Annotated in this window: 21 protein-coding genes and 1 pseudogene; 12 read left to right on the forward strand and 10 right to left on the reverse strand. The window is 62.3% G+C overall.

The annotated features are described in order from the left end of the window. Nucleotides 1–12 precede the first annotated feature (12 nt). The 4 genes from DD235_RS12475 to DD235_RS12490 all read right to left on the reverse strand — a co-directional run bounded on the left by DD235_RS12475 (nt 13) and on the right by DD235_RS12490 (nt 3,769). Nucleotides 13–975, reverse strand: coding sequence for a Bug family tripartite tricarboxylate transporter substrate binding protein (locus DD235_RS12475; protein ID WP_239990144.1), 963 nt, complete (start codon nt 973–975; stop codon nt 13–15). A gap of 132 nt (nt 976–1,107) precedes the next feature. Next, nucleotides 1,108–2,553 carry a sensor histidine kinase gene (locus tag DD235_RS12480; protein WP_109062429.1) on the reverse strand — a complete coding sequence of 482 codons (1,446 nt, stop codon included), beginning with the start codon at nt 2,551–2,553 and terminating at the stop codon, nt 1,108–1,110. Continuing rightward, nucleotides 2,531–3,220 (reverse strand): response regulator, encoded by a 690-nt coding sequence (locus tag DD235_RS12485; RefSeq protein ID WP_109062430.1) that lies wholly within the window; start codon nt 3,218–3,220, stop codon nt 2,531–2,533. The genes DD235_RS12480 and DD235_RS12485 overlap by 23 nt, the downstream gene beginning before the upstream one ends. Nucleotides 3,221–3,235: 15 nt before the next feature. Beyond that, nucleotides 3,236–3,769, reverse strand: coding sequence for a GAF domain-containing protein (locus tag DD235_RS12490; protein WP_109062431.1), 534 nt, complete (start codon nt 3,767–3,769; stop codon nt 3,236–3,238). A gap of 137 nt (nt 3,770–3,906) precedes the next feature. Between DD235_RS12490 and DD235_RS12495 the strand changes: the two genes are divergently transcribed. From DD235_RS12495 to DD235_RS12510, 4 genes are all read left to right on the forward strand, one after another. Beyond that, entirely contained in the window at nt 3,907–4,872 is a 966-nt protein-coding gene (locus tag DD235_RS12495; protein ID WP_109062432.1) for a DUF3829 domain-containing protein, read from the forward strand. Nucleotides 4,873–4,970: 98 nt separating this feature from the next. Next, entirely contained in the window at nt 4,971–6,305 is a 1,335-nt protein-coding gene (rimO, locus tag DD235_RS12500) for a 30S ribosomal protein S12 methylthiotransferase RimO (RefSeq protein WP_109062433.1), read from the forward strand. Nucleotides 6,306–6,510: 205 nt separating this feature from the next. Further along, nucleotides 6,511–7,077 (forward strand): putative antibiotic biosynthesis monooxygenase, encoded by a 567-nt coding sequence (locus DD235_RS12505; protein WP_109062434.1) that lies wholly within the window; start codon nt 6,511–6,513, stop codon nt 7,075–7,077. Nucleotides 7,078–7,120: 43 nt separating this feature from the next. After that, entirely contained in the window at nt 7,121–8,341 is a 1,221-nt protein-coding gene (locus DD235_RS12510) for an MFS transporter (protein WP_239990134.1), read from the forward strand. 59 nt (nt 8,342–8,400) lie between these two features. On the opposite strand, the gene DD235_RS12515 is transcribed toward DD235_RS12510, so the two are convergent. Next, nucleotides 8,401–9,723 (reverse strand): solute carrier family 23 protein, encoded by a 1,323-nt coding sequence (locus DD235_RS12515; RefSeq protein WP_109062435.1) that lies wholly within the window; start codon nt 9,721–9,723, stop codon nt 8,401–8,403. 249 nt (nt 9,724–9,972) lie between these two features. Between DD235_RS12515 and DD235_RS12520 the strand changes: the two genes are divergently transcribed. The 7 genes and pseudogenes from DD235_RS12520 (at nt 9,973) to DD235_RS12550 (ending at nt 17,759) form a co-directional block, all read left to right on the forward strand. Further along, the gene (locus tag DD235_RS12520; protein ID WP_109062436.1) at nt 9,973–11,724 is read left to right on the forward strand and encodes a PHA/PHB synthase family protein; all 1,752 of its coding nucleotides are present in this window, start codon (nt 9,973–9,975) and stop codon (nt 11,722–11,724) included. Nucleotides 11,725–11,820: 96 nt separating this feature from the next. Continuing rightward, entirely contained in the window at nt 11,821–12,147 is a 327-nt protein-coding gene (locus tag DD235_RS12525) for a hypothetical protein (protein WP_109062437.1), read from the forward strand. Beyond that, entirely contained in the window at nt 12,137–12,883 is a 747-nt protein-coding gene (gene phbB, locus DD235_RS12530) for an acetoacetyl-CoA reductase (RefSeq protein ID WP_109062438.1), read from the forward strand. Before DD235_RS12525 ends, phbB begins: the two co-directional genes overlap by 11 nt. Before the next feature lie 35 nt (nt 12,884–12,918). Continuing rightward, nucleotides 12,919–13,848, forward strand: a pseudogene (locus DD235_RS12535) (bifunctional enoyl-CoA hydratase/phosphate acetyltransferase); the annotation flags it as partial. Beyond that, on the forward strand, nt 13,845–15,071 hold the full coding sequence (locus DD235_RS12540) for an acetate/propionate family kinase (RefSeq protein WP_109062440.1): 1,227 nt from the start codon (nt 13,845–13,847) through the stop codon (nt 15,069–15,071). The pseudogene DD235_RS12535 and the gene DD235_RS12540, both read left to right, overlap by 4 nt. A 103-nt stretch (nt 15,072–15,174) precedes the next feature. Beyond that, nucleotides 15,175–15,603 (forward strand): hypothetical protein, encoded by a 429-nt coding sequence (locus DD235_RS12545; RefSeq protein ID WP_109062441.1) that lies wholly within the window; start codon nt 15,175–15,177, stop codon nt 15,601–15,603. Nucleotides 15,604–15,764: 161 nt separating this feature from the next. Continuing rightward, complete coding sequence (locus DD235_RS12550; protein WP_239990135.1) at nt 15,765–17,759, forward strand: TonB-dependent copper receptor; 1,995 nt, start codon at nt 15,765–15,767, stop codon at nt 17,757–17,759. Nucleotides 17,760–17,870: 111 nt separating this feature from the next. Here DD235_RS12550 and DD235_RS12555 read toward each other — a convergent pair whose 3' ends face one another. After that, the gene (locus DD235_RS12555; protein WP_109062443.1) at nt 17,871–18,572 is read right to left on the reverse strand and encodes a fumarylacetoacetate hydrolase family protein; all 702 of its coding nucleotides are present in this window, start codon (nt 18,570–18,572) and stop codon (nt 17,871–17,873) included. A gap of 53 nt (nt 18,573–18,625) precedes the next feature. Between DD235_RS12555 and crcB the strand changes: the two genes are divergently transcribed. Then, nucleotides 18,626–19,003, forward strand: coding sequence for a fluoride efflux transporter CrcB (crcB, locus tag DD235_RS12560; RefSeq protein WP_109062444.1), 378 nt, complete (start codon nt 18,626–18,628; stop codon nt 19,001–19,003). A gap of 14 nt (nt 19,004–19,017) precedes the next feature. Here crcB and cydC read toward each other — a convergent pair whose 3' ends face one another. Genes cydC through cydX form a run of 4 tightly spaced genes read right to left on the reverse strand, consistent with a single transcriptional unit; the run spans nt 19,018 to nt 23,185 of the window. Beyond that, the gene (cydC, locus tag DD235_RS12565) at nt 19,018–20,709 is read right to left on the reverse strand and encodes a thiol reductant ABC exporter subunit CydC (RefSeq protein ID WP_109062445.1); all 1,692 of its coding nucleotides are present in this window, start codon (nt 20,707–20,709) and stop codon (nt 19,018–19,020) included. Further along, nucleotides 20,693–22,495, reverse strand: a complete 1,803-nt coding sequence (gene cydD / locus DD235_RS12570; protein WP_109062446.1) for a thiol reductant ABC exporter subunit CydD — start codon at nt 22,493–22,495, stop codon at nt 20,693–20,695. Before cydD ends, cydC begins: the two co-directional genes overlap by 17 nt. Next, nucleotides 22,492–23,091, reverse strand: a complete 600-nt coding sequence (locus tag DD235_RS12575; protein ID WP_109062447.1) for a Crp/Fnr family transcriptional regulator — start codon at nt 23,089–23,091, stop codon at nt 22,492–22,494. Before DD235_RS12575 ends, cydD begins: the two co-directional genes overlap by 4 nt. Continuing rightward, on the reverse strand, nt 23,081–23,185 hold the full coding sequence (gene cydX / locus DD235_RS12580) for a cytochrome bd-I oxidase subunit CydX (protein ID WP_109062448.1): 105 nt from the start codon (nt 23,183–23,185) through the stop codon (nt 23,081–23,083). The genes DD235_RS12575 and cydX overlap by 11 nt, the downstream gene beginning before the upstream one ends. Between the last annotated feature and the right edge of the window lie 12 nt (nt 23,186–23,197).

Raw genomic sequence — 23,197 nt, forward strand, 5'->3', positions numbered from 1 at the left:
GATGGATGCTTCTTACTTCTTGACGAGACCAAAGGAGGCGGCCAGCTCGGCGTATTTCTGAACCTGTTCCTTGACGTAGGCATCCAGATCGGGGCCGGTCATGGCGAAGGGAAACAGGCCCTGCTGTGCCTGCAGCTCGGCAAATTCCGGTGTGGCCATGGTGGTTTTGAAGGCATCCACCCACCACTCATAGTCGGCGTCGGAGACCTTGGGGCCTACGTAGAAGCCGCGGATGATTGGCCACTCGATGTCGTAGCCCTGCTCCTTTGCTGTAGGCACGTCGGCCAGGCGGCCGGGCAGACGTTCGTCGTTGTAGACGGCCAGCACGCGAATGGGCGCGCCGCCTTCCAGCATGGAGATGGCTTCGGCAGCATCGCCCATGAAGACCTGGATATGACCACCGCGCAGCGCGGTGATCCCCTCGCCGCCGCCTTCGAAGGCGACGAAGCGCATCTTCTTGTAGTCGACATCGGCGGCCTGGGCGGTGAGGGCAGCCTTCATCCAGTCCTGGCTGCCGACCGTGCCGCCGGCCCCGAAGATGACCTTGCTCGGGTCTTCGCGCAGGGCGTTCATGAGGTCGTCGAGGTTCTTGTAGGGAGAATCCTCGCGGACCACGGCCATGCCGTAGTCGGCACCGATGCCGGCAACCCAGCGGACGTCATCGACGGTGTAGCGGCCGAACTTGCCCGTGGCGAGGTTGAGCAGCGAGCCGCCGGAGAAAGCCACGATGGAGCCGCCTTCGGCGGGGCGCTGTGCGACGATGTTGTTGTAGGCCACGGCACCGATGCCGCCGGGCATGTAGACGATGCGCAGCGGACTTTCCAGTGCGCCGCTTTGCCGCAAGGCTGCCTGGGCCAGGCGGCAGGTCAGGTCGAAACCACCGCCGGGCTGTGCCGGTGCGATGCATTCGGGACGGTTGGGTTCGGCCTGCGCGGAGGCGGGCAGGGCGGATGCGATCAGGCTGGCTGCCAGCATGAAGCTGGTGCCGATTTTTTTGATAGCCATTACAGTTGTCTCCGTAAGGGGGAAGAAAAGCAGGCGGTATTGTGGTTGTACGCTCTGCATGACGACACCTTACGCACAGCAGGCTTTCGGTTGCCTTTCAATCTACCCTAGGGGAAACACCAGTCTGGCCTGCAGACCACCCAGTTGCTCGGAGGTTTGCAGGATCAATTTGCCGTCGTGGGCTTCGACAATTGTGCGCACGATGGCCAGTCCCAGGCCCGCACCACTCTTGCCCTTGCCTGCCGCACCGCGCCGAAAGCGTACGCCGGCCTGTGCGAGGTCGTCGGCACCCATGCCAGGGCCGCTGTCATCAATGCAGACCAGGGCGCAGGCGGCCTCGAAGGAGAGACTGATGCTGACCGTGCCGCGCTCGGGGCTGTAGCGGATGGCGTTGTCGATCAGATTGACGATGGCTTCCTGTACCAGCAGGCGGTCGCCCGCCAGCATGACGGGTTCGTCGGGCAGGTCGAGATCGTATTGCAGGCGGCGTGCGCGGGCATTGGCCAGCAGGAACCGTACCGCTTCTTCGGTGGCCAGTCCTAGGTCAAAGCGTGAGCGGGCCGCTGACCTGTCCTGCAGTCCGGCATCGCGTGCCCGTGCCAGGGCCAGCATCTGGTTGGTGACGCGCACGGCCCGATCCAGGCCGCTGGCCATCGAACGCAGCGCTTCGTGGGTCTCGGCGGGGTCGTTCTCGCGCAGGGCGTAGCCGATCTGGGTTCGCAGCACCGACAACGGGGTGCGCAACTGATGAGACGCGTCGTCAAGGAATTGTCGCTGCTGTTCTGCCTGGCACGAGAAGCGGGCCATGTGCTGGTTGACGGCATCGACCAGTGGCAGGACTTCGGCAGGAATATCCTGGGTGTCGATGGGGCGCAGATCATCGGGGTGGCGGCGGCGCATCTCGTTGCGCAGGCGGTTGAGCGGGCGCAGAGCGATGATGATGCCGGCTACCAGCAGCACGGCGCTCAGCAGGATCACCAGTACATCGCGGCCGATGCTGCGGATCAGGATGCTCTGGGTGAACAGGTGGCGTCCTTCCATACTTTCGGCCACCTGGATGATGACGCGAGAAGGGGCGGTGGCTGGGTGACTGGATGGGCGCTGCGCTGTTTCTGGCGCTGACTCGCTGGATGGAAGGTCCAGTTGGCGGGCCATGGTGGCGACGCGTACCGGTTCGTTGCCCAGGTAGGTGGTGTTGTAGAAATAAAGCTGGCCATCCTGGAGGGGACCGTGTGGCAGAGGCAGGCGCGGATGGCCGATCTCGGCCAGGCCGTCCTCGGTCGAGACGTGGTAATAGACGTTGCCGCTGGCTGTCAACTGGAAGAACTCCAGCAACCGGTAGGGTTGTTCGAGCGCCAGTCCGCCGCTGGCCGTCGAGATGTTCAGGTCGAGTGCCCGCACAACGCCAGCCAGGGATCGGTCATAGGCAGCTTCAGCCTGTTCGTCCAGCAGTGTGGTGGAAATCCAGAGCCCGACACCCAGGCTCAGCAGCAGCGCCGGAATGACCCAGGAGAGCAGTTGCCATTTAAGGCTGCGTGGGATCGCCATCGTTTTCTTCCAGGCAATAGCCCAGGCCTCGCATGGTGGTGATGCGCACCCCGCTGTCGGTGAGCTTTTTGCGCAGCCGATGGATCAGGACTTCGATGGCTTCAAGGTTGACGTCGCTGTCGTCGGAAAAGACGCGCTCCAGAATCTGCTGTTTCTTGACCGGTTCACCGCTGCGCTGGATGAGGGCACGCAGGACGGCGTGTTCGCGCGGAGACAGGGGCAACACCTGTTGATCGAGTGAAAACTTTTGTGCAGCTGTGTCGTAATGCAACGGACCGCAGGCCAGGCGGGGATGCTCGCGACCCCGGCTGCGACGGATGAGGGCCTGCAGGCGGGCTTCGAGTTCTTCGATCATGAAGGGTTTGGGCAGGAAGTCGTCTGCCCCCCCGTGTAGCGAGCCAACTCTTTCTGCCAGCGAGTCGCGTGCCGTGAGCACCAGAACCGGAGTTCGATCGTCGCGGGCGCGCATGCGACTCAGCACGGCATGGCCGTCCATACCCGGCAGGCCCAGGTCCAGGACGACAGCATCGAACTCCTCGAGCGACAGCCGACGGTCGGCCACGATGCCGTCGTCGGCCCACTCGACCACGAAGCCGGAATGTCGGGCCAGTGAGCGCGAGACCCAGCGGGCGAGCTCGGGCTCGTCTTCAATCAGGAAAATTCGCATCCCGATGGTGTCCGCTCAGGAGGCGCTGCCAGGCTGGATGCTATCCAGGTAGAGCGCACACAGCGCCTGCATGCCGTCACGGTCTGCATCCGTGAAACGGCCTGCCAGCGGGCTGTCCACATCCCATACGCCCAGCAGCGTGCCGTCGTTCAGGATCAGTGGCACGACGATTTCGGCATTGGAGGCAGCGTCGCAGGCGATATGTCCGGGAAAGGCGTGCACGTCGGCCACGACCTGGGTGCTGCGCGCGCGTGCGGCAGTACCGCAGACGCCGCGGCCCAGCGGAATGCGGACACAGGCCGGACGTCCCTGAAACGGGCCGAGTACCAGTTCTGTACCGTCGAAAAAATAGAAGCCGGCCCAGTTCAGGTCGGGCAGGCTTTCAAAAACCAGGGCGCTCAGGTTGGCGGCATTGGCGATCCGGTCATGCTCGCCGGCCAGCAGGCCGCGCGCCTGTTGCAGGAGCTCTGGATAAGACAGGCTTTCAAAGACCAGTACGCTCACGTTGGAGGTGGGTTGGTGGGCAGGCGGTGTGTGGTGGACGGACATGATGAGACAGGGCCAAAAGTCGCTGGTGTCTGGATGATAGCAGCAGGGGGAGAGGGATTGATTTGGATACGAATGGTACGGGTCTGCGACAAAGCGCTGATCTACACTGCCGGCTCTTTGGAACAGAGGAGTTTGCCATGCAGGAAAAAAATCGAGGAACCGCCCTGGGATTGTTGCGACAGACTGCGGTCGTCCTGTTGTTGGGCGCAGGCCTTGCCGCCTGCGGTGACAAGGAAGCTGCCAGCACCCAGGCACCTGCCGCAGGGCAGCAGGCAGAAGGCGCGACGACGGTTGCGCAGGATGAAGGCCGCAAGCTGGCCGGTTATGTGACTGCTTTCAATGCGCTGTCCAATGAGTATGGTCTCAAGTACCAGGCCGCAGGCTATCTGCGCCAGGATTTCTCCAAGGCGACAGCCAACAGTACGCTGGGGTTTTCGGTGTCGAACCTGGATCGTCCGCTTGACAGTCTCAAGCAGGCACGCGGTATCGAGGGCGATCGCTACTCGGATCTCGATGCGATTGCGGACCGGTTGATTGCGGCGCTGGACACCCTGTTCGCGCAGCATCGCGAGCTGGATGTCTACTATTCGTCCAACGCCTACAAGGACGATGGCGTCGCCAAGGGCAAGGCTGCCGATCCGGCGATTCGTGGTGCTTTCGAGGGGGCTCTGGCTGCCCTGAATGAGTTCGATGATGCGCTGGGGCGTCACCTTGATGCGCGTCGCAAGGCCGATCTGGACAAGCTGAAGAGCCAGGACAACAAGCTGCCGTATTACGCATTGCTCAATATCCAGTTGGGGCAAGATCTTGTCAGCGCGCTGGTCGAGCAGAATACGACTGGTCAGCCGATGGTGTTCGAGACCACAGACGATCTGGCAGCGCAATTGCAGCAGGCCGCTACCGATCTCAGGAATGAGTATCTGCGTCAGAAGGACGCGGCTGGAGAGGAGCGCAAGCCTGCTTTTGCCTATGACCATCTGGCCGGGGCCATGATCGATGTCCTGGCCTATTACCGCAATCTGAAGCAGGATGGAGATGCTGATCGGATCGGTGGCATGGTGGATGCCTACAATCGCGGAGTGGCCAGCGCCAACCAGCTTTGAGGGCTATTGCGGGCGGAGGGCGAATATTCTTTTAAAATCGAGTGTTCGCCCATCTATCCGATGCCGTCTGCGCATCCCTGAAAAAGGTTTTTCCTCCTATGTCCGCCGCTTCTCCTGCCGCCGCGCCCAAGGTCGGTTTCGTCAGCCTCGGCTGTCCCAAGAATACCGTCGATAGCGAACGCATCCTGACCCAGTTGCGCACGGAAGGCTATCAGATCGTGCCGACCTACGAGGATGCCGATGTGGTGGTGGTCAACACCTGTGGCTTCATCGACAGCGCCAAGGTCGAATCACTTGATGCGATTGGCGAGGCGCTGGCCGAGAACGGGCGGGTGATCGTGACGGGCTGTATGGGCGTGGAAGAAGACCACATCCGCGACGTGCATCCCAGCGTGCTGGCCGTAACCGGTCCGCAGCAGTATGAACAGGTGGTGCGTGCCGTGCACGAGGCGGCTCCGCCCCAGGTCAGTCACGATCCTTTCGTCGATCTGGTGCCGCCCCAGGGCGTCAAGCTGACGCCGCGCCATTATGCCTACCTGAAGATTTCCGAAGGCTGTAATCACAATTGCAGCTTCTGTATTATCCCCAGCATGCGTGGCAAGCTGGTTAGCCGCCCGGTGGGCGATGTGCTGTCCGAGGCCGAGCGGCTGGTCAAGGCTGGCGTGAAGGAGCTGTTGGTGATCTCGCAGGACACCAGCGCCTATGGTGTCGATCTCAAGTACAAGCTCGATTTCTGGAACGGTCAGCCGGTCAAGACGCGCATGAAGGAACTCTGCGAAGCGCTGTCGAACATGGGCGTCTGGGTGCGGCTGCATTACGTCTATCCCTATCCCAATGTGGATGATGTGGTGCCGCTGATGGCCGCAGGCAAGCTGTTGCCCTATCTCGATATTCCGTTCCAGCATGCCAGTCCGCAGGTGCTCAAGGCCATGAAGCGGCCGGCGTTCGAGGACCGCACGCTGGCGCGCATCAAGCAGTGGCGCGAAATCTGTCCTGATCTGACCATCCGCTCGACGTTCATCGTCGGTTTCCCGGGCGAGACCGAGGAGGATTTCCAGTATCTGCTCGACTGGATGACCGAGGCGCAACTCGATCGAGTTGGCTGTTTTCAGTACTCGCCGGTCGATGGCGCACCCGCCAATGACCTGGGGATGGAACAGGTGCCTGACGAGATCAAGCAGTCGCGCTGGGAGCGCTTCATGGCGCACCAGCAAGCCATCAGCGCGGCCCGTCTGCAGCGCAAGATCGGCCGCGAGATCGATGTACTGGTCGACGAGGTCGATGAGGATGGTGCCGTGGCCCGCTCGGCTGCCGATGCGCCTGAAATCGATGGCAATGTCTTTATTGAGTCCACTTCGCTCAAACCGGGCGATATGGTACGTGTACGCGTGATCGATGCCGACGAATACGATCTGTGGGCTGAGCTGGTCTGACGGATCTGGATTTGTTCAGATTGTGAGCGCACCACTCTGGTGCGTATTTTGCCTGGGTTGGTGCGCCGCAGCAATGCTGGTTGGAAAAATGCGCTGTATTGGTGAAAACCCTGATGTTTGCGCCCTGTAATTTCTAGGGAAAACCCTGGCACGATTTTTGCTTGTTCCTGTATGCCCCTACTCTGTTCCTTGCAGGATACGCATCATGGACTCGCCCCTCTCCAAGCCCGTTACTTTACTCGTGACCCGTCGGATCTCGCCGGATCGGTTCAGCGAATTCCAATCCTGGATGCGCCGGGGGATCCTGCTGGCGGCAGGTTTTCCCGGTTTCCTCGGTGCCGGCACGCTGGCACCCGCACCCGGCGGGGATGAATATCAGATCATGTTCCGTTTCCAGGATGCGCAGTCGCTCAAGGCCTGGGAGAAGTCATTGCCGCGGCGGATGTGGCTGGAGCGTGGCGAGACCTTGGTGCGCTCGACCGAGATCATGCGCGTGGACAGTGTAGAGAGCGTGTTCGGCCAGCGCGAGGCCGAGCCGCCGCGCTGGAAAAAGGCCTGCGCCATCTGGCTGGCACTGTTTCCTCTTTCGTTGCTGCTCAATACCATTTTGCAGGCACCGCTGGTCGGTGCGCCGTTGCCGCTGCGGTTGTTGCTGGTGACCCTGCTGCAGGTGCCTGTGATGGTCTATCTGGCGATGCCGGCGGTGCATCGTGTCCTGCAACGTTGGTTATATGCGAATGTACGGAGGCTGCCGACTGTCAGCCGGCAGTAAGCGGACTGGAATACACTGGCGCCCTTTTGCAGACAGGGGGGACATGCAGATGTCCAATGTAGAAGTGGTGCCGGTGGCCCGGCAACCCGTGGCCGGGCCACGGCTCTGGCTGGCCTTGCTGGCTCTGGCGGCGGGCGGTTTCGGCATCGGTACGGGCGAGTTTGCCATCATGGGTATCCTGCCGGAAGTGGCGGCTCATCACATGATGACCGAGCCACAGGCTGGCCGCCTGATCAGTGCCTATGCGTTGGGAGTGGTGGTCGGCGCGCCGGTGCTGGCGGTATGGGGTGCCCGGTTGCCGCGTATTCGCCTGGCGATCAGCCTCATGGCGGCGTATGCCGTGACCAATTTTGCCAGTGCGCTGGCCCCTGATTTCGCAACCCTGATGTTTTTCAGGTTCCTGAGTGGGCTGCCGCATGGAGCCTATTTTGGCGTGGCGGCTCTGATTGCGGCCTCGATGGTCGAACCGTATCGGCGTGGTTTCGCGGTCGGTCGGGTCATGATGGGCCTGACCGTGGCGGCCTTGCTGGGCAATCCGCTGGCGATCTGGCTGGGGCAGGTAGCGGGTTGGCGCTATCCGTTTGCCTTGGTGGGCGGTATTGCCGTATTGACCATGGTGCTGATCTGGCGCTGCGTGCCGCGCAAGCTGCCCGAGCCTAAAAGCTCGGCAGCCCAGGAACTGGGGGCATTGCGCAATCCCCGTGTCTGGATGGCGCTGGCCATCGGTGCGATAGGTTGTGGCGGCATGTTCGCCGTGATGAGCTATGTCGCGCCGATCATTACGCAGGCAGCACACCTGTCGGAGCGTTTCGTGCCGGTGGCACTGTCGGTTTTCGGTGCTGGCATGATTGCAGGCAGCTACGCGGGTGGCCTGGCCGCAGATCGTTCCGTCATGAAGGGCATGCTGGGCGTGCTGGTCTGGACCATGGTCGTCCTATTGCTGTTCCCGGTCCTGATGGTCCATCCCGTGGCCGTGTTTGCCGGCGTTTTCCTGGTGGGAACCGCCGTGGCCCTGGGCACGCTGCTGCAGGTCAGGCTGATGGATGTGGCGGCCGAGGCTCAGACGCTGGCTGCCTCGCTCAATCATTCTGCGTTCAATCTGGCCAATGCGCTGGGGGCCTGGCTGGGGGGCGCGGTGATTGAGGCGGGCTGGGGCTTGCGGGCAACCGGCTGGGCCGGGGCCGTCCTTTCTGCTGCCGGGCTGGTAGTACTGTGGCTGGCCTGGCGGCAGGAGCGCCGCTGGCGCAGCCTGCATCGGGCCTGAGAGAGGGCGGTAAAGCGTATTTCTCCGCCCGTTGGCGCGAGAGGCCCGGTGTGTTCTGATCAAGCCGTGCGTCGGGTGCGCCGCAACAGCGCATACAAAATGATGGCTCCGAAGGTCGCCGTACCGATGCCGTCGAGCTTGAATACGCCGAACTCCAGCGTGAAGTTGCCGGTCCCCAGGATCAGGGTCACGGCGGCGACGATCAGGTTGCGGGTATCGCTGAAATCGACCTTGTTGATCACCCAGATCCGTGCGCCGGCGACGGCGATCAGGCCGAACACCACGATGGACATCCCTCCCAGCACCGGGCCGGGAATGGCCTGGATCAGTGCGCCGAATTTGGGTGAAAAGCCCAGGAAGATAGCGATCAGGGCAGCGACCACGAACACGATGGTCGAGTAGATGCGGGTGGCCGCCATTACACCGATGTTTTCGGCGTAAGTGGTCACGCCGGTGCCGCCGGCTGCGCCGGACACCATGGTGGCCACACCATCACCGACGAAGGCACGTCCCAGGTACTTGTCCAGGTTCTGCCCGGTCATGGCACTGACGGCCTTGATGTGGCCAAGGTTTTCCGCGACCAAGATCAGGGCCACGGGGGCGATCACGGTAATGGCCTGGGCCTCGAAAACCGGTGCGGTCAACGTCGGCAGTCCAAACCAGGCAGCGGCCGCCACGCGGCTGAAGTCGATGGGCGCGCCCAGTCCCATGATGTTGGTGAAAATCCAGTAGAGCAGGCAGGCCAGCAGCAGGCCGACCAGGATCAGCAGGCGCTGGACGACACCTTTGGTGTGGACGGCGACGCCGCCGACGCAGAGCACGGTCATCAATGCCATCAGGGCGTCGAAGGTGCCACTGCCCATGGCACCCTTGGCGGCGATGGGGGCGAGGTTGAGACCGATCACGGCAACGATGGCCCCGGTTACCACCGGGGGCATCCAGGCGTCGATGAGATCGGTCACGCGGGCCGAGCGGGCGCTGAGTGCCCAGACCACGACACCGATGGCGGTATAGACCAGGCCGCAGATGATGATGGCACCGAGCGCGACGCCCATGTTGGCATTGGCACCCACGCCGGCATAACCGGTCACGGCAATCACGCCGCCGATGAAGGCAAAGCTCGAGCCCAGGTAGCTGGGTACCCGGCCTCGCACGAACAGGAAAAAGATCAGAGTACCGATGCCGGACATGAGAATCGCCATGTTCGGATCGAAGCCCATCAGCAACGGAGCCAGGATGGTCGAGCCGAACATGGCGACCACATGCTGGGCACCCATGGCAACGGTGTGGGGCCAGGAAAGTCGCTCGTCGGGCTGGACGACGCTGCCGTCCTGGAGGCCACCGGGGACCTCGCGCCAGCGTGGAAAGAAGGAGTCGGACATGATGTGTGCCAGGAAAGCAAGAGGGGAAGGAAACCGGGCAGCAGCTTACCTGTCTTCGACAGGGGCATACAAGGAGTTTTGTCAGAAGCGCTGCAATAGTGTAATGTGTTGCGGTGCACCATTGTCAGGTTCGGTACATGTGGTGGCAGCAATACGTATTAACGGATGTCATGCCTTGGGCAGGTATAAATGTTAATATACGAGTGCATTTGTGACATTGTGTTTAAATTTATAAACGGGTGATGGCGCATGAAAGAGAGCACGACCTATACGCAAGGTCCCTTCCGTCAACTTGATCTGGCATCGCGCATCAACCAGGCGCGCTTCAGTTCTTCACTGTCGCCCGAAGCGGCCATGCTGGCGTGGATGGACTGGCTCTCGCATCTGGCTACCTCGCCGGGCAAGAAGCTCGAATTGCTGATGGCCGGCATGCAGAACTGGGGGCGGTTCTTCAACTATCTCCAGGAATGCATGACTACGCCGCTCGGTGAAACGCGCGATTGTGTGGATCGTCCTGTGAGCGATCGCCGCTTTGCCGCACCCGAATGGCAGTACTGGCCGTTCAATGCCCTGCACCAGGGTTTTTTGCTCGGCCAGGAGTGGCTGGCACAGGCCACGACCCAGGTCTGGGGTGTCGAGAAAAAGCATGAGGATTTCGTCTCGTTCTATGCTCGCCAGTGGCTCGACATGTTCTCGCCGGGCAACCAACTACTGACCAATCCGGTTGTGCTGCGTCGCACGCTCGAGGAACGTGGTGCCAACCTGCTGCGTGGCGTCAGCAACTGGCAGGACGATGTGCGTCGTCTGGTGGCAGAGGAGTCTCCCGAAGGCACCGAAAATTTCGTGCCGGGTCAGAGCGTGGCTCGTACTCCCGGCAAAGTCGTTTTCCGCAACCGACTGATCGAGCTGATCCAGTACACGCCGACCACCGACAAGGTCAAGGCCGAGCCGATTCTGATCGTCCCGGCCTGGATCATGAAGTACTACATCCTTGACCTGTCCGAGCACAATTCGATGGTCAAGTATCTGGTTGACCAGGGCCATACCGTATTCTGCATTTCCTGGAAGAATCCCGACGAAGGCGACCGCCACCTCGGGATGGACGACTATCTCGATCTGGGACTGGGGGCAGCCATTGATGCCGTCACGACCATCGTGCCCAAGGCCAGGGTGCATGCCACCGGCTATTGTCTGGGCGGTACGCTGCTGGCGATTGCAGCAGCCCGCATGGCTCGCGATGGTGATGACCGACTGGCCTCCCTGACGTTCTTTGCTGCGCAGACCGATTTCAGCGAGCCGGGCGAGCTGGCGCTGTTCATCAACGAAAGCCAGATCAGCCTGCTCGAGGCGCAAATGCAGCAAAAGGGCTACCTGGCTGCCGAACAGATGGCCGGTGCCTTCCAGATGCTGCGCTCCTACGACCTGCTCTGGTCGAAGATCGTCAACGAATATCTGCTGGGCGAGCGCCGGCCGCTTAATGACCTGATGGCCTGGAATGCCGATGCGACCCGCATGCCGGCCCACATGCACGCGCAGTACCTGCGCCGCCTGTTCCTCAACAATGAGTTGAGTCGCGGGGTCTATACCGTTGGCGACAAGCCGGTGTTCGTCAGCGATATCAAGGTACCGATGTTTGCGGTGGGTACCGTGTCCGATCACGTAGCTCCCTGGCGCTCGGTATACAAGCTGAACAGTCTGGCCGATACCAGCGAAGTGACCTTCCTGCTGACCAGCGGCGGCCACAATGCCGGCATCGTCAGCGAGCCGGGCCGGCCACGTCGCAGCTATCAGGTCCATACCCACACGCATGGCAACAAGGCACTTGATCCCGATACCTGGCAGGCGCAGACACCCGTCACCGAAGGCTCATGGTGGCCCGAGTGGCAACGCTGGCTGGCAGCCCATTCCGGAGCCGAGGTGGCACCGCCGAGCATGGGGGCCCCTCGCAAGGGCTACGACATCGTGTGTGATGCCCCGGGCGAGTACGTACTGCAGAAGTGAGCAGGAGGTGGCAGATATGCGGATAACCATAGGTATGCGGTGTATTGGCAGATCTGCACGACTAATTTTCATTCATGGATGTCACAGGAGAAGGCGATGAGTCTGAATCAAGTTCCCGCAGCGCTGTACCAGGCCAACCTTGCATTCGCCCAGCGTATCGGGCGCTTGCTGCAGGAGCATCAGCAGAAATGGCTGGCGCTTGGCGTCCAGTCCGTGACGGAAGACTATGCCCGGCTGAGCAACGAATCGGCCGAGGCGTTCCGGGCCTGGCAGAAGGCCTCGGCCGCCGCACTGGGCGAGCTGGGGCAGGGTGCGCAGGCACCGGCATCGGAGTTCTGGAATCAGCTTGCGCGACAGGCTGAAGCAACCCAGGCGTTCTGGGCAAGTGCAATCGCAAAGCAAGGAGATAAAAATGTCAAATAAACGTACCGCGCTGGTCACCGGCGGACAAGGCGGGATTGGCCAGGCTATTGCCCGCGCCTTCTACGACGCAGGCCACCAGGTGCTGGTGACCTATCTGCCCGGCACCGAGGCGGCTTCCGAGGCCTGGCTGGCTGCGCAGACCGGTGCTGGCTACAGTTTCAAGGCCTACGAGGCCGATGTGGCCGACTATGGCTCGTGCGAGCGACTGGCTCAGAAGATCGCGGCTGATGGTCTGCAGGTCGATATCCTGGTCAACAATGCCGGTATCACCCGCGATGCCACGCTCAAGAAGCTAACCAAGGAAAACTGGGATGCGGTGCTGCGCACCAATCTGGACTCTGTCTTCAATGTCACCAAGCAGTTCTTTGAAGGTATGGCCGATCGCGGCTGGGGCCGGATCATCAACATTTCGTCGGTCAATGGCTCCAAGGGGCAGTTCGGGCAGTCCAACTACGCCTCGGCCAAATCGGGTATCTATGGCTTTACCAAGTCGCTGGCGCAGGAGTTGGCACGCAAGGGCGTGACGGTCAATGCCGTGTCGCCCGGCTACATCGGGACGGAAATGGTCCAGGCCATTGCCCCCGACGTGCTGGAAAAGATCGTTGCGCAGGTGCCGGTCGGTCGCCTGGGCAAGCCCGAGGAAATTGCTGCGCTGGTGACCTTCATCGCCAGCGACGTGGCCGGTTTCATGACAGGCAGCAACGTCGCCATGAATGGCGGCCAGCACATGTACTGACGTAATCCTGAGGTGAATGAATGAAAGCAGAACATCAGTCTGCGGCAACCCATGGCCTGGGATGGCTGCTGGAAGCCGCCCGCCCGCTGGAGCGTATCCGTGCCGCCTTCGTGCACCCCTGCAACGAGGTCAGCCTGACCTCGGCGTTCGAGGCGCGCGAGCATGGCCTGGTCGAGCCGGTACTGATCGGCCCCAGGAGCAAGATCGAGGCGGTCGCCGAACAGTTCGGGCATGACCTGGCCGACATCGAGATCCATGATGTCGAGCATAGCCACGCGGCAGCGGCCCTGGCCGTGCAACTGGCGGCCAGCCAGGATGTCGAGGCGCTGGTCAAGGGCAGCATGCATACTGATGAGCTGATGGGGGCTGTGGTTTCGTCGGCCGGCGGCCTGCGTACCAAGCGGCGCATTTCGCACTGCTTCGTCATGCAGACGCCAGCCTATCCCCGGCCTTTCATCATCACCGATGCGGCCATCAATATCGCTCCGGCGGTCGAGGCCAAGGTGCATATCGTGCAGAATGCCATCGACCTGGCCCGGGTGCTGGGCGTCGAGGTGCCGAAGGTCGCACTGTTGGCGGCCGTCGAGACTGTACATGTCAGCATGCAGGCCACACTGGATGCAGCCATTCTGTGCAAGATGGCCGACCGTGGCCAGATCACCGGAGGCGTGCTCGATGGCCCGCTGGCCTTCGACAATGCTGTTTCGTTCAATGCTGCGGCCATCAAGGGGATCCATTCCCCCGTGGCCGGGCAGGCCGATATCCTGGTCGCGCCTGATCTGGAAAGCGGCAACATGCTGGCCAAGCAGCTCGAATACATGGGCGATGCTGCCAGCTCCGGCATTGTGCTGGGTGCGCGCGTACCCATCATGCTGACCAGTCGTGCCGATCCGGCCGATGCTCGCCTGGCATCGTGCGCCATCGGTGTCATCCTGGCTCATCATTACAGGAAACACCGTCCATGAGCAGTCTGTTGCAGAATCTGCCCGAGGGCGGCGGCTACATCATGGTGCTGAACTGCGGGTCGTCCAGCATCAAGTTTGCCTTGTTCGAGGTCGAAAGTGCCACGCATGGTGGCCTCAAAATTCCCCGTCAGGCATGGTGGAGTGGTCGGATCGAGAACATCACCGGCCAGCAGCCGGCCCTGGTGCTCGGGCGTTCGCCCGAGGGTGAGCCGGTCGATCTGAGCCTGGATGCCGATCCCTATCGGGCGGCTCTGGTGATGATCCGCCAGCGTGTGCTCGACAAAATCGGCAGCAAGCCGGTGATCGCGGTGGCGCATCGGGTCGTGCACGGTGGCCACAAGTATTTTGAACCGGTACGTGTTACCCGCGAGGTACTTGATGACCTCAGCAGCTACGTGCCGCTGGCACCGTTGCATCAGCCTTTCGCGCTGATTGCGATTGCCGAGTTGCTGGCGCTGCGTCCCGATCTGCCGCAGATTGCCTGCTTCGATACGGGCTTTCACCACACCACGCCCGACATCGAGAAGATGCTGCCCATTTCCTACCAGTATTGGGAAAAGGGGCTGCGCCGCTACGGGTTTCATGGCCTGTCGTACGAATACATGTCGATCGTCCTGGCGGAGTTGTATGGTCAGCGTGCCCAGGGCCGCACGATCGTGGCTCACCTGGGCAGCGGGGCCAGCCTGTGTGCGATGAAGGATTTGCGCAGCGAAGCCACCACCATGGGGTTCTCCGCACTCGATGGCCTGATGATGGGCACGCGATGCGGTTCCATCGATCCGGGGGCCGTACTCTATCTGATGGAGATCGAGAAGCTCACACTCGAGCAGGTCGGCAAGGTGCTGTATCACGACTCCGGGTTGAAGGGTGTTTCCGGCGTGTCCAACGATCCGCGTGTGCTGCGGGCGCACTCCGACACCAACATCCGTTGCGAACATGCGCTGGCGCTCTACGTGCGCCGGATTGTGCGCGAGATCGGTGGCCTGACCGCCATGCTGGGCGGGCTGGAAATGCTGGCTTTCACCGCCGGTATTGGCGAGCACAGTGCCATGATTCGCCGCCGCGTCTGCCGCGAACTGGCCTACCTCGGGATCGAACTGGACGAGGAATTGAACCAGTCCGATGCCCGCGTGATCTCGACGTCGCGCAGCAAGGTCAAGGTCGTGGTGGAACCCACCAACGAGGAATGGGTGGCTGCCAACATGGTGCTGCGGGCTGCCTGAAACCTGCTGCCCGAAGTTGAGGGAAGTCAAAGAGGAAAAGGGGGCTGTCGTGCTTTAATCCAGACAGGATGGTGCGACAGGTCACCTTCTTTTTCGGATTTTCATGATGAACCCGCTTTCAGGATATTGCCGCAGCAGATCCGCCGTCCCGACCGGGCGGTGGGCGCTGCTGGCGTTCCTGCTGGTTTCGTTGTTCCTGCGCAGTGCGATTCCGGTGGGCTACATGCCGGGCATGTCTCCGGGTGAGGATCGCACATTCAGCCTTGTCCTGTGCTCGATGGACGGGCCGGTCAAAACCATCATGCTTGATCTTGGCGATGATGGCGCATCGTCCGCGCCGGATGATGTTGTCGGTTCCAGTCCCTGCCTTTTTGCTTCCGTTGTTACCCAGGTCGCGCTGAGCGCGGCGCTTGGTATCTTGTCCATCCCGCAACGGGATGGCGTGGAGACGCTGCGGGATATCCATCCTGTCCCGATAGCGACTTTCACGGCCGGCGCGCCGCTTGGTCCGCGCGCCCCGCCTCTGCTCTGACACTCCTAGATTGATCCCCTATTTGGCCTGCAGTGCGGCTCCGTGTTGCAGGCCAAGTTATGTGCGCGCCCTATATCCCCGAGATGTAGCGTGGTGCTGTGTCCGCTCGTCGGTACGGCATGAATGAGGAGCTTGTTGTGAATTGCAGAAAAAAAATTGAAGTGATCCATCCTACATTGCTGGCACTGGCCATCGCTTCTGCATCGTGGGCGGTGCAGGCGCAATCGGCGTCGACGGTCCAGATACTGTCCCCTGTGGTTGTGACTGCCCCCGTGGTGGTGGCACCGCTGGTGGTCGAGACAGACCCCAGTGCACCCAGGCAACCGTTGCCTGCCAACGATGGCGCGGACTTCCTGAAAAGCATCCCTGGTTTTTCGGTGATTCGCAAGGGCGGTACGGATGGTGACCCGGTGTTTCGTGGTCAGGCCGGTTCGCGCCTGGGCATTTTGCTGGATGGCCAGGAAATCTATGGTGGTTGCGGCAATCGCATGGATCCACCGACTGCCTATGTATATCCTGAATCCTATGACAATGTCCGTGTGCTGAAGGGGCCGCAGAGCGTGCTCTATGGCGCAGGCTGGTCGGCCGGCGTGGCGTTGTTTGAGCGCAATTTCGAGCGTTTCGATGAGTTTGGCTGGCGCGGTCACGCCAGCCTGATCTTTGGCAGTGCGGCGCGCAATGACCAGGTGGCGGACATGACTGTCGGCACGTCCCAGTTCTACGTCCGTGCCGGTGGTAGCCGTGCGCATGCTCATGACTACAAGGATGGCGACGGCAATACCGTTCATTCTGCCTATCGTCGCTGGAATACCTATGGCGCGGTGGGCTGGACGCCGGATGACGATACCCGGATTGAACTGTCGGCTGCGCTCAGCGATGGTGAGGCAGCTTATGCTGATCGCGGCATGGATGGCAGCAAGTTCCGGCGTGAAAACCTGTCCTTGTTATTCGAGAAAAAAAACCTGACGCCGGTGTTGTCGAAGATCGAAGCGCGCCTCTACCATAACTATGTCGATCATGTGATGGACAACTACAGCCTGCGCGACAATGTGACAGGCATGTTTTCTGCCATGAATCCGGATCGCCGCACCCAGGGCGGACGTTTCAGCGCGACCCTGACGCCTTCGGACGATTGGCAGGTCACACTGGGAACGGACTTCAGGCAGGATCGGCACCGTTCGCGGATGGGTATGGGCATGAACGAAGACATGGCGGACCGTTATCGCGACAAGTCGCGCAGTGCCAATCTGACATTCCGCCAGATGGGACTGTTTGGCGAGGCACAGTACGAACTGGATGCTCGCCAGCGCTTGATCAGTGGCTTGCGGGTGGACTGGCATGAAGTCGAGGACAAGCGGGCCGCGTCGGTGCAGCGAGGTGACAAAGACAAGCGGACGCTGCCCAGTGGTTTCCTGCGCTACGAAGCCGATTTCGAGGGCGGCTATTGGTACGCCGGGCTGGGGCATTCGGAGCGCTTCCCCGATTACTGGGAGCGCATGAACAAGATGGACGAGACAGGCGACAGTGTGACGCTCAACGTCAAGCCGGAAAAACTGACCCAGCTCGATATCGGTGCCAGCTATAGCGAGGGTCCCTTGAGCGTGGCCGTATCCGGTTTCTATGGACATGTAGCCGACTATATCTCACTGGACTGGAGCGGCAACTCGACGGTCACGCGCAATATCGATGCCCGCATCATGGGCGGAGAAGTCGATGCCAGCTATCGTTTCAATCCCAACTGGCTGGGAACGGCCACGCTGGCCTATGTGTTCGGCCAGAACCGTACCGATGGCCGACCACTGGCGCAGCAGCCACCGCTTGAACTGCGGCTTGGGCTCAACTACGAACAGGGTGACTATTCAGTGGGTGCACTGTGGCGACTGGCGGCGCGGCAGAATCGCTACGATAGCAACCAGGGCAATCTGATCGGTCGCGATTCGGGACCCACGGCAGGGTTTGGCGTGCTGTCACTCAATGCCGGCTGGCGTGTCCACCCGACGGTGCTTGTGACTGCGGGTGTCGATAACCTGCTCGACAAGACCTACAGTGAGCACCTGTCGCGTACCGGCAGTGGCGCAGTCGGGATCTGGCCTGCCAATATCCGTATCAACGAGCCCGGCCGGACCTTCTGGCTGAAGATGCAGGCCGAGTTCTGATACCCGGCATCTGTATGCCGGGGTGGTGGGCATGCCTGACAGTGTGCAGGTATGCCATGCCCGGCAATCTTTGTGTCTGGCCGACATGGAGATTGCCGGGGGCTCTGCGCATCAGCGGGCAGTGGCACCGATCGTAAAGCGGAAGCTGTCCAGTCCGTCGATTCCGCCTTCGACCACATCGCCCGGCTTGAGCGCCGAGACGCCTGCCGGCGTACCGGTGAAGATCAGGTCGCCGGGTTGCAGGGCGACCGAGGTGGACAGGTCACTGATGACTTCGGCCACCGACCAGATCTGGTCGGCCAGCGATCCCTGCTGGCGAATTTCGCCGTTGACGCTGAGCCAGATGCGGGCGTCGTCCGGGTGTCCGGTTTCCGAGACGGGGTGCAGCGCGGTCACGGGGCCGGAGGCGTCGAAGCCCTTGGCCCAGTCCCAGGGGCGGCCCTGTTTCTTGGCGATGGTCTGCAGGTCGCGGCGCGTCAGGTCGACACCCACGCCGTAGCCCCAGACGTGTTCCAGGGCCTGCTCGGTGGAGATGTTGGCACCGCCGGTGCCGATGGCGACCACCAGTTCGACTTCATGGTGGAAGTCCGAGGTCAGCGGCGGGTAGGCGATGGTGCCGGTGGCCGGTACGATGGCATCGGCCGGCTTGCCGAAGAAAAAGGGCGGCTCGCGATCGGGATCGTGGCCCATCTCCCGTGCGTGGTCGGCATAATTGCGGCCGACGCAGAAAACACGTCGCAGGGGAAAACGCGCTGCCTGGCCGTGGACGGCGACGGAAGGTACTGTGGGCGGGACGATGACAAACTCGGACATGACGGGCTCCTGATGAAACGATGTGCAGTACGATACCCAAAACGGAGCGCGGGATGAACTACTTTTTTGTTTTCGTCGGTGCCGGTCTGGGTGGTATGGCGCGGCATGCCCTGAATATGGTGGCACTGCGCACCGGATGGGCACAGGTATTTCCATTCGGTACATTGACGATCAATGTCGTTGGTTCGCTGTTGATGGGCATGGTGGTCGAGTGGCTGGCGCAGCGCATGGGAGCCACCCATGCAGGACTGCGCCTGTTCCTGACGACGGGGATCTTGGGGGGATTCACGACCTTTTCGGCGTTTTCGTTGGAAACGGTCATGCTGTTCGAACGCGGCCAACTGATGCTGGCCGTGTTGTATGTCGTGGCTTCTGTCGTACTGTCCGTGCTGGCACTGTGGGCCGGCATGGCATTGATGCGGCTTGCCTGACCTTTGCTGCGCAGCTAGCCCTGCACGGGCGTCATCGTGAGTGTGCGATCAAAGGCATCCAGCCCGATAGTCCGGTGCGTGATCCAGATCAGGGTGCGCCCACGCAGGTGTTGGCTGATGCGCGTCGTCAATGCCTGTGCTGCCGGGGTATCCAGCCCTTCGGTGGGTTCGTCCAGAATCGTGATGGGGGCATTGCGCAGCAGCGTACGGGCCATGGCCAGTCGCTTGCGCTGGCCTCCCGAAAGGCTGGCACCGCCTTCCGCAACCCAGGTTTCCAGACCGTCCTGCCAGGTGCGTACCGTTTCGTCCAGCCCGACCAGGGTCAGCACGGCATGCAAGTCTGCATCGCTGGCATCGGGGGCGGCCAGGCGCAGGTTGTCGGCCAGTGTGGCGGTCTGCGCCCAGGCATCCTGTGGCGCACAGGCAATGAGGTGGCGCAGGGTGGATTCGTCGAACGCCTGCAGCGGAATGCGACCCAGCAGGATGTCGCCGCTGTCCGGGTCTTCCAGCCGGGCCAGCAATTGTGACAGGGTGGACTTGCCGCAGCCGCTGGGGCCCAGCAGTGCCAGATGCATGCCGTAAGGAATGTCCAGACTCAGGCCGTCCAGCACGGCCGGCCCATTCGGCCACTTGAACGTGACGGCACGGACCTGCAGGTCGTAACCGTCGGGCTTTGCCCCCTGCTCGGGAAAGGCCGGCCGGGGTGTGGTGCAGGCCAGCTCATCCAGGCGGCGCGCAGCGGCGGCTGTACCGGGCAGTTCGAGCCAGGCGGTCGGCAACTGTTGCAGGGCTTCCATGCTGCCCAGGCAGAGCAGGATGATCGCCGCTAGCCAGGGACCGTCGATCTGGCCGGCACCTGTATCGTCGGCCAGCAGGGCGGCTCCCAGGCCGAAGGCAGCCCAGGCACTCAGACCGACCGCCATTTGCGTGCCGGCCTGTAGCCAGGCACCGCGCAGGGCGAACTGCATTTGCAGCGCTAGCCAGGCCTGGCTGGCGGCCAACGTGCGATCAAGCTGGCGTTGCCAGGCTACCGTGTGCAGGATGAGATCATCCAGGCCATCGCTGCAATCGAGCAGGCTGCGCCGCAAGGCTGCGTGACGGGTCAGCCGTGCGGGGGCGATATAGCGGCCCAGCAGCCAGCCTGTCAATGGGATGACCAGCATGGCCAGGATGAAGGGCAACCAGGCGATGGGAGCCAGTGCGGGAAGCATGAAGGTGGCCAGCAGGCCGGCCAGACCCAGCATGAAGCCTGCCGCGACCATGGGCAGCAGCAGGCGTGGATAGAGGTTGTCGAGCGCATCGACATCCCGGATCAACCTGTTCAGCAGTTCGCCGCCATGCCAGCGGCCGAGCTGGCTGGGGGCCAGTGGGCTGATGCGACGGTATAGCCAGAGCCGCAGGCCCGCGATCAGTCGGAAGGTGGCTTCGTGGGTCACCACGCGTTCGCCCCAGCGGCTGGCGGTACGCAGGATGGCAAAAAAGCGTACGCCAGAACCCGGCAGGAAGAAATTGAATGCCATGGCCGTGACCGGCGAGAGGCCGGCAATGGCGGTTGCCGTCAGGAAGCCTCCGGACAGGCTGAGCAGCCCCATGCTGCCGGCCAGGGTCGCCAGCATCAGGATCAGGGAGCCCAGCAGCCAGAACATCCGGCCGGACATCCGGCGGATATAGGGGAGAAGGACGGCGGCATCAGAGCGCTGGCGCATGCGTTTCCTCCTTGATCAGCCGATGCTCGCTGAGTCGATACACCGTATTGACGCAGGCCAGCGGGGCCCGGCGATGTGTCAGCAACACCAGGGTGCGCCCCTGGCGCAGCTGCTGCAGCCGCTCGACAATCAGTTGCTCGGTATCTTCATCCAGACTGGCGGTCGGCTCGTCCAGCAGCAGCAGCGCTGCCGGGCGCAGTGCCAGGCGGGCCAGTGCCAGGCGGCGAACCTGCCCTCCCGACAGTCGGCGGCTGCCTTCTCCCAGTTGCGTATCCAGTCCGTCAGGAAGCGAGGCATACCAGTCGGCCAGGCCTGAAAAGGTGAGTGCGTCAGTCAGTGCGCTCTCGGTGGCATCGTGCCGGGCGACGCGCAGGTTTTCGGCCAGGGATGTGGCCAGTACGGCAGGATGTTGTCCCATCCAGCCGATACGTTCACGCCAGGCCGGCAGGTCGATGTCCGACAGTGCCATGCCATTGATCTCGATCCTGCCGGCGTCGGGTGCCAGTTGCCCGGACAGCAGGCGCAGCAGGGTGCTTTTTCCGCCGCCGGAGGGGCCGACAATCGCAATTGCCGCACCCGGCTCGACCTGCAGGTTGAGGTCTGCGAGCACGGGCTCGCCAGGCCGGTAGGCAAAGCTCAGATTGTCGAGACGCAGACTGGGCGCACCGGAGGGTGGCACCCTGTTATCTGCCTGCCGGGAAGGATGTGTTGCATGCGCTGTCGCCGGGGTAGTTGCATCAGGGAGGGGAACGGCTTCCGTCGCGGGGACGGTCGGTTCGCCGGGCAATACCTCCTGCAGCGCCTCGGCGGCAGCCAGTGCCTCGGCGCGGGCATGGTAGTGCGTGCCAAGGTCGCGCAGCGGCTGATAGTAGTCGGGGGCCAGCAGCAGGATGAAGAATGCCAGTTGCAGGTTGGGGGCATGGCCGTAGTAGCCGAAGTCGAGATGCCCCAGCAGGCTGAAGCCCAGATAGACGGCTGTCAGCGCAATGGCGACAGACGAGAAGAATTCGAGCACGGTGCCGGACAGGAAGGCCAGTCGCAACACGCTCATGGTGCGGATGCGGAAGTCTTCGGCCGTGCGGGTGATGCGTTCGGCCTGGCGACCATGCGCATCAAGCAACCGGAGTGTTGGCAGGCCGCGCAGGACATCCAGGAAATAGCCGCTCATGCGCTTGAGCGCCATGAATTGCCGGGTCTGGCGCGCCTGGGCCCCCCAGCCCACGAGCATCATGAATATCGGGATCAGCGGTGCGGTCAGCAGCAAGATGACCGCAGCAGCCCAACTGCGCGGCAGCACCGCCAGCAGGATCAGGACGGGCGCGACGACAGCCAGCCACTGCTGTGGTCGGTAACGTGCAAAGTAGCCATCGAGGGCATCGGTCTGCTCGAGCAGCAGATTGCTCAGGGCACCACTTTGCTGCTGCTCGCGCCAGGCGGGCCCCAACTGTTGCAGACGGGTCAGCAGTTGCGTACGGACATGCTGGCGTATCCGGGCCGAGACGCGCTGGCCGGCATATTCGCGGACGACACCGGCCAGTGCCCGCACGGCAATGCTGACAGGCCATGCATACCAGGCCGGAGCCAGTTCAGCCCAGGGCAGGTGCAGGATGATCAGGCCGTGCAGCAGCCAGGCCAGTATGCCGGCCTGGGCAATGGCGGCCAGGGTCTGGATGACCCCGGCCAGGATCGCAATCCCGTTCCATGCACCGGCATGGCCGGCCCGGACACAGGCGCGCAGCCAGCGCTGCGCCTGTCGGCTACGGTCTCTGTCCGGGCTGCCGCTCATGCGTACATGATGGCGTCGTGGCTGCTGCAACGTCGCACGCGGGACTGCCTGGGACGGACATCCTGCCGGAGCAGGCCTTGCGCATGCAGTTCGGTCATGGTGCGCGAAACCGTTTCCTTCACCAGACCGGTGATTTCAGCGATATCGCGCAGCCGGGGCAGCTCCACGGGCATGTGGCCCAGCATGGCGAACAGACGACATATCCGTTCATGGGCTCGCCCGATTCGCAGCGCCAGCATGTCGACGGTGCGAGCCTGGCTGGCAATCAGCCATTGCAGCGAGGCCTGCGCCGGTTCTTCGACCGTATCCGGATACCAGGGTTCCAATTGGCAGGACACCAGGGCCGAAGCCTGATAGCGGTAGCGGTTGTCGAGCAGGGTTTCCAGCCCGATGATGTCGCCGGCCACGGCCAGTCCTGCCAGGGCATGTTCATCGTCGATGACATGATCAAGCCGGATGCTGCCCTGCAGGACTCGCCATGGCCGGCCTGCTGCGCCGGGACGGCAGATTTCGCCACCGCGCCGGACATAGCGCGTGGCGGACACCGGGTGTGTGATCTGTCCCGGACGTGTGATGCGATGCGGTTTAGTTGCCACGGCGTTTTTCCTCCTGCGCCTCCAGCCACATAGCGTTGACGACCGCAAACAGGATGGCGGCGGCAGTGCCCAGAATCCATGTAAAGTACCACATGATGCACGCTCC

It is taken from the genome of Corticimicrobacter populi (assembly GCF_003123725.1).
Lineage (GTDB): Bacteria > Pseudomonadota > Gammaproteobacteria > Burkholderiales > Burkholderiaceae_B > Corticimicrobacter > Corticimicrobacter populi.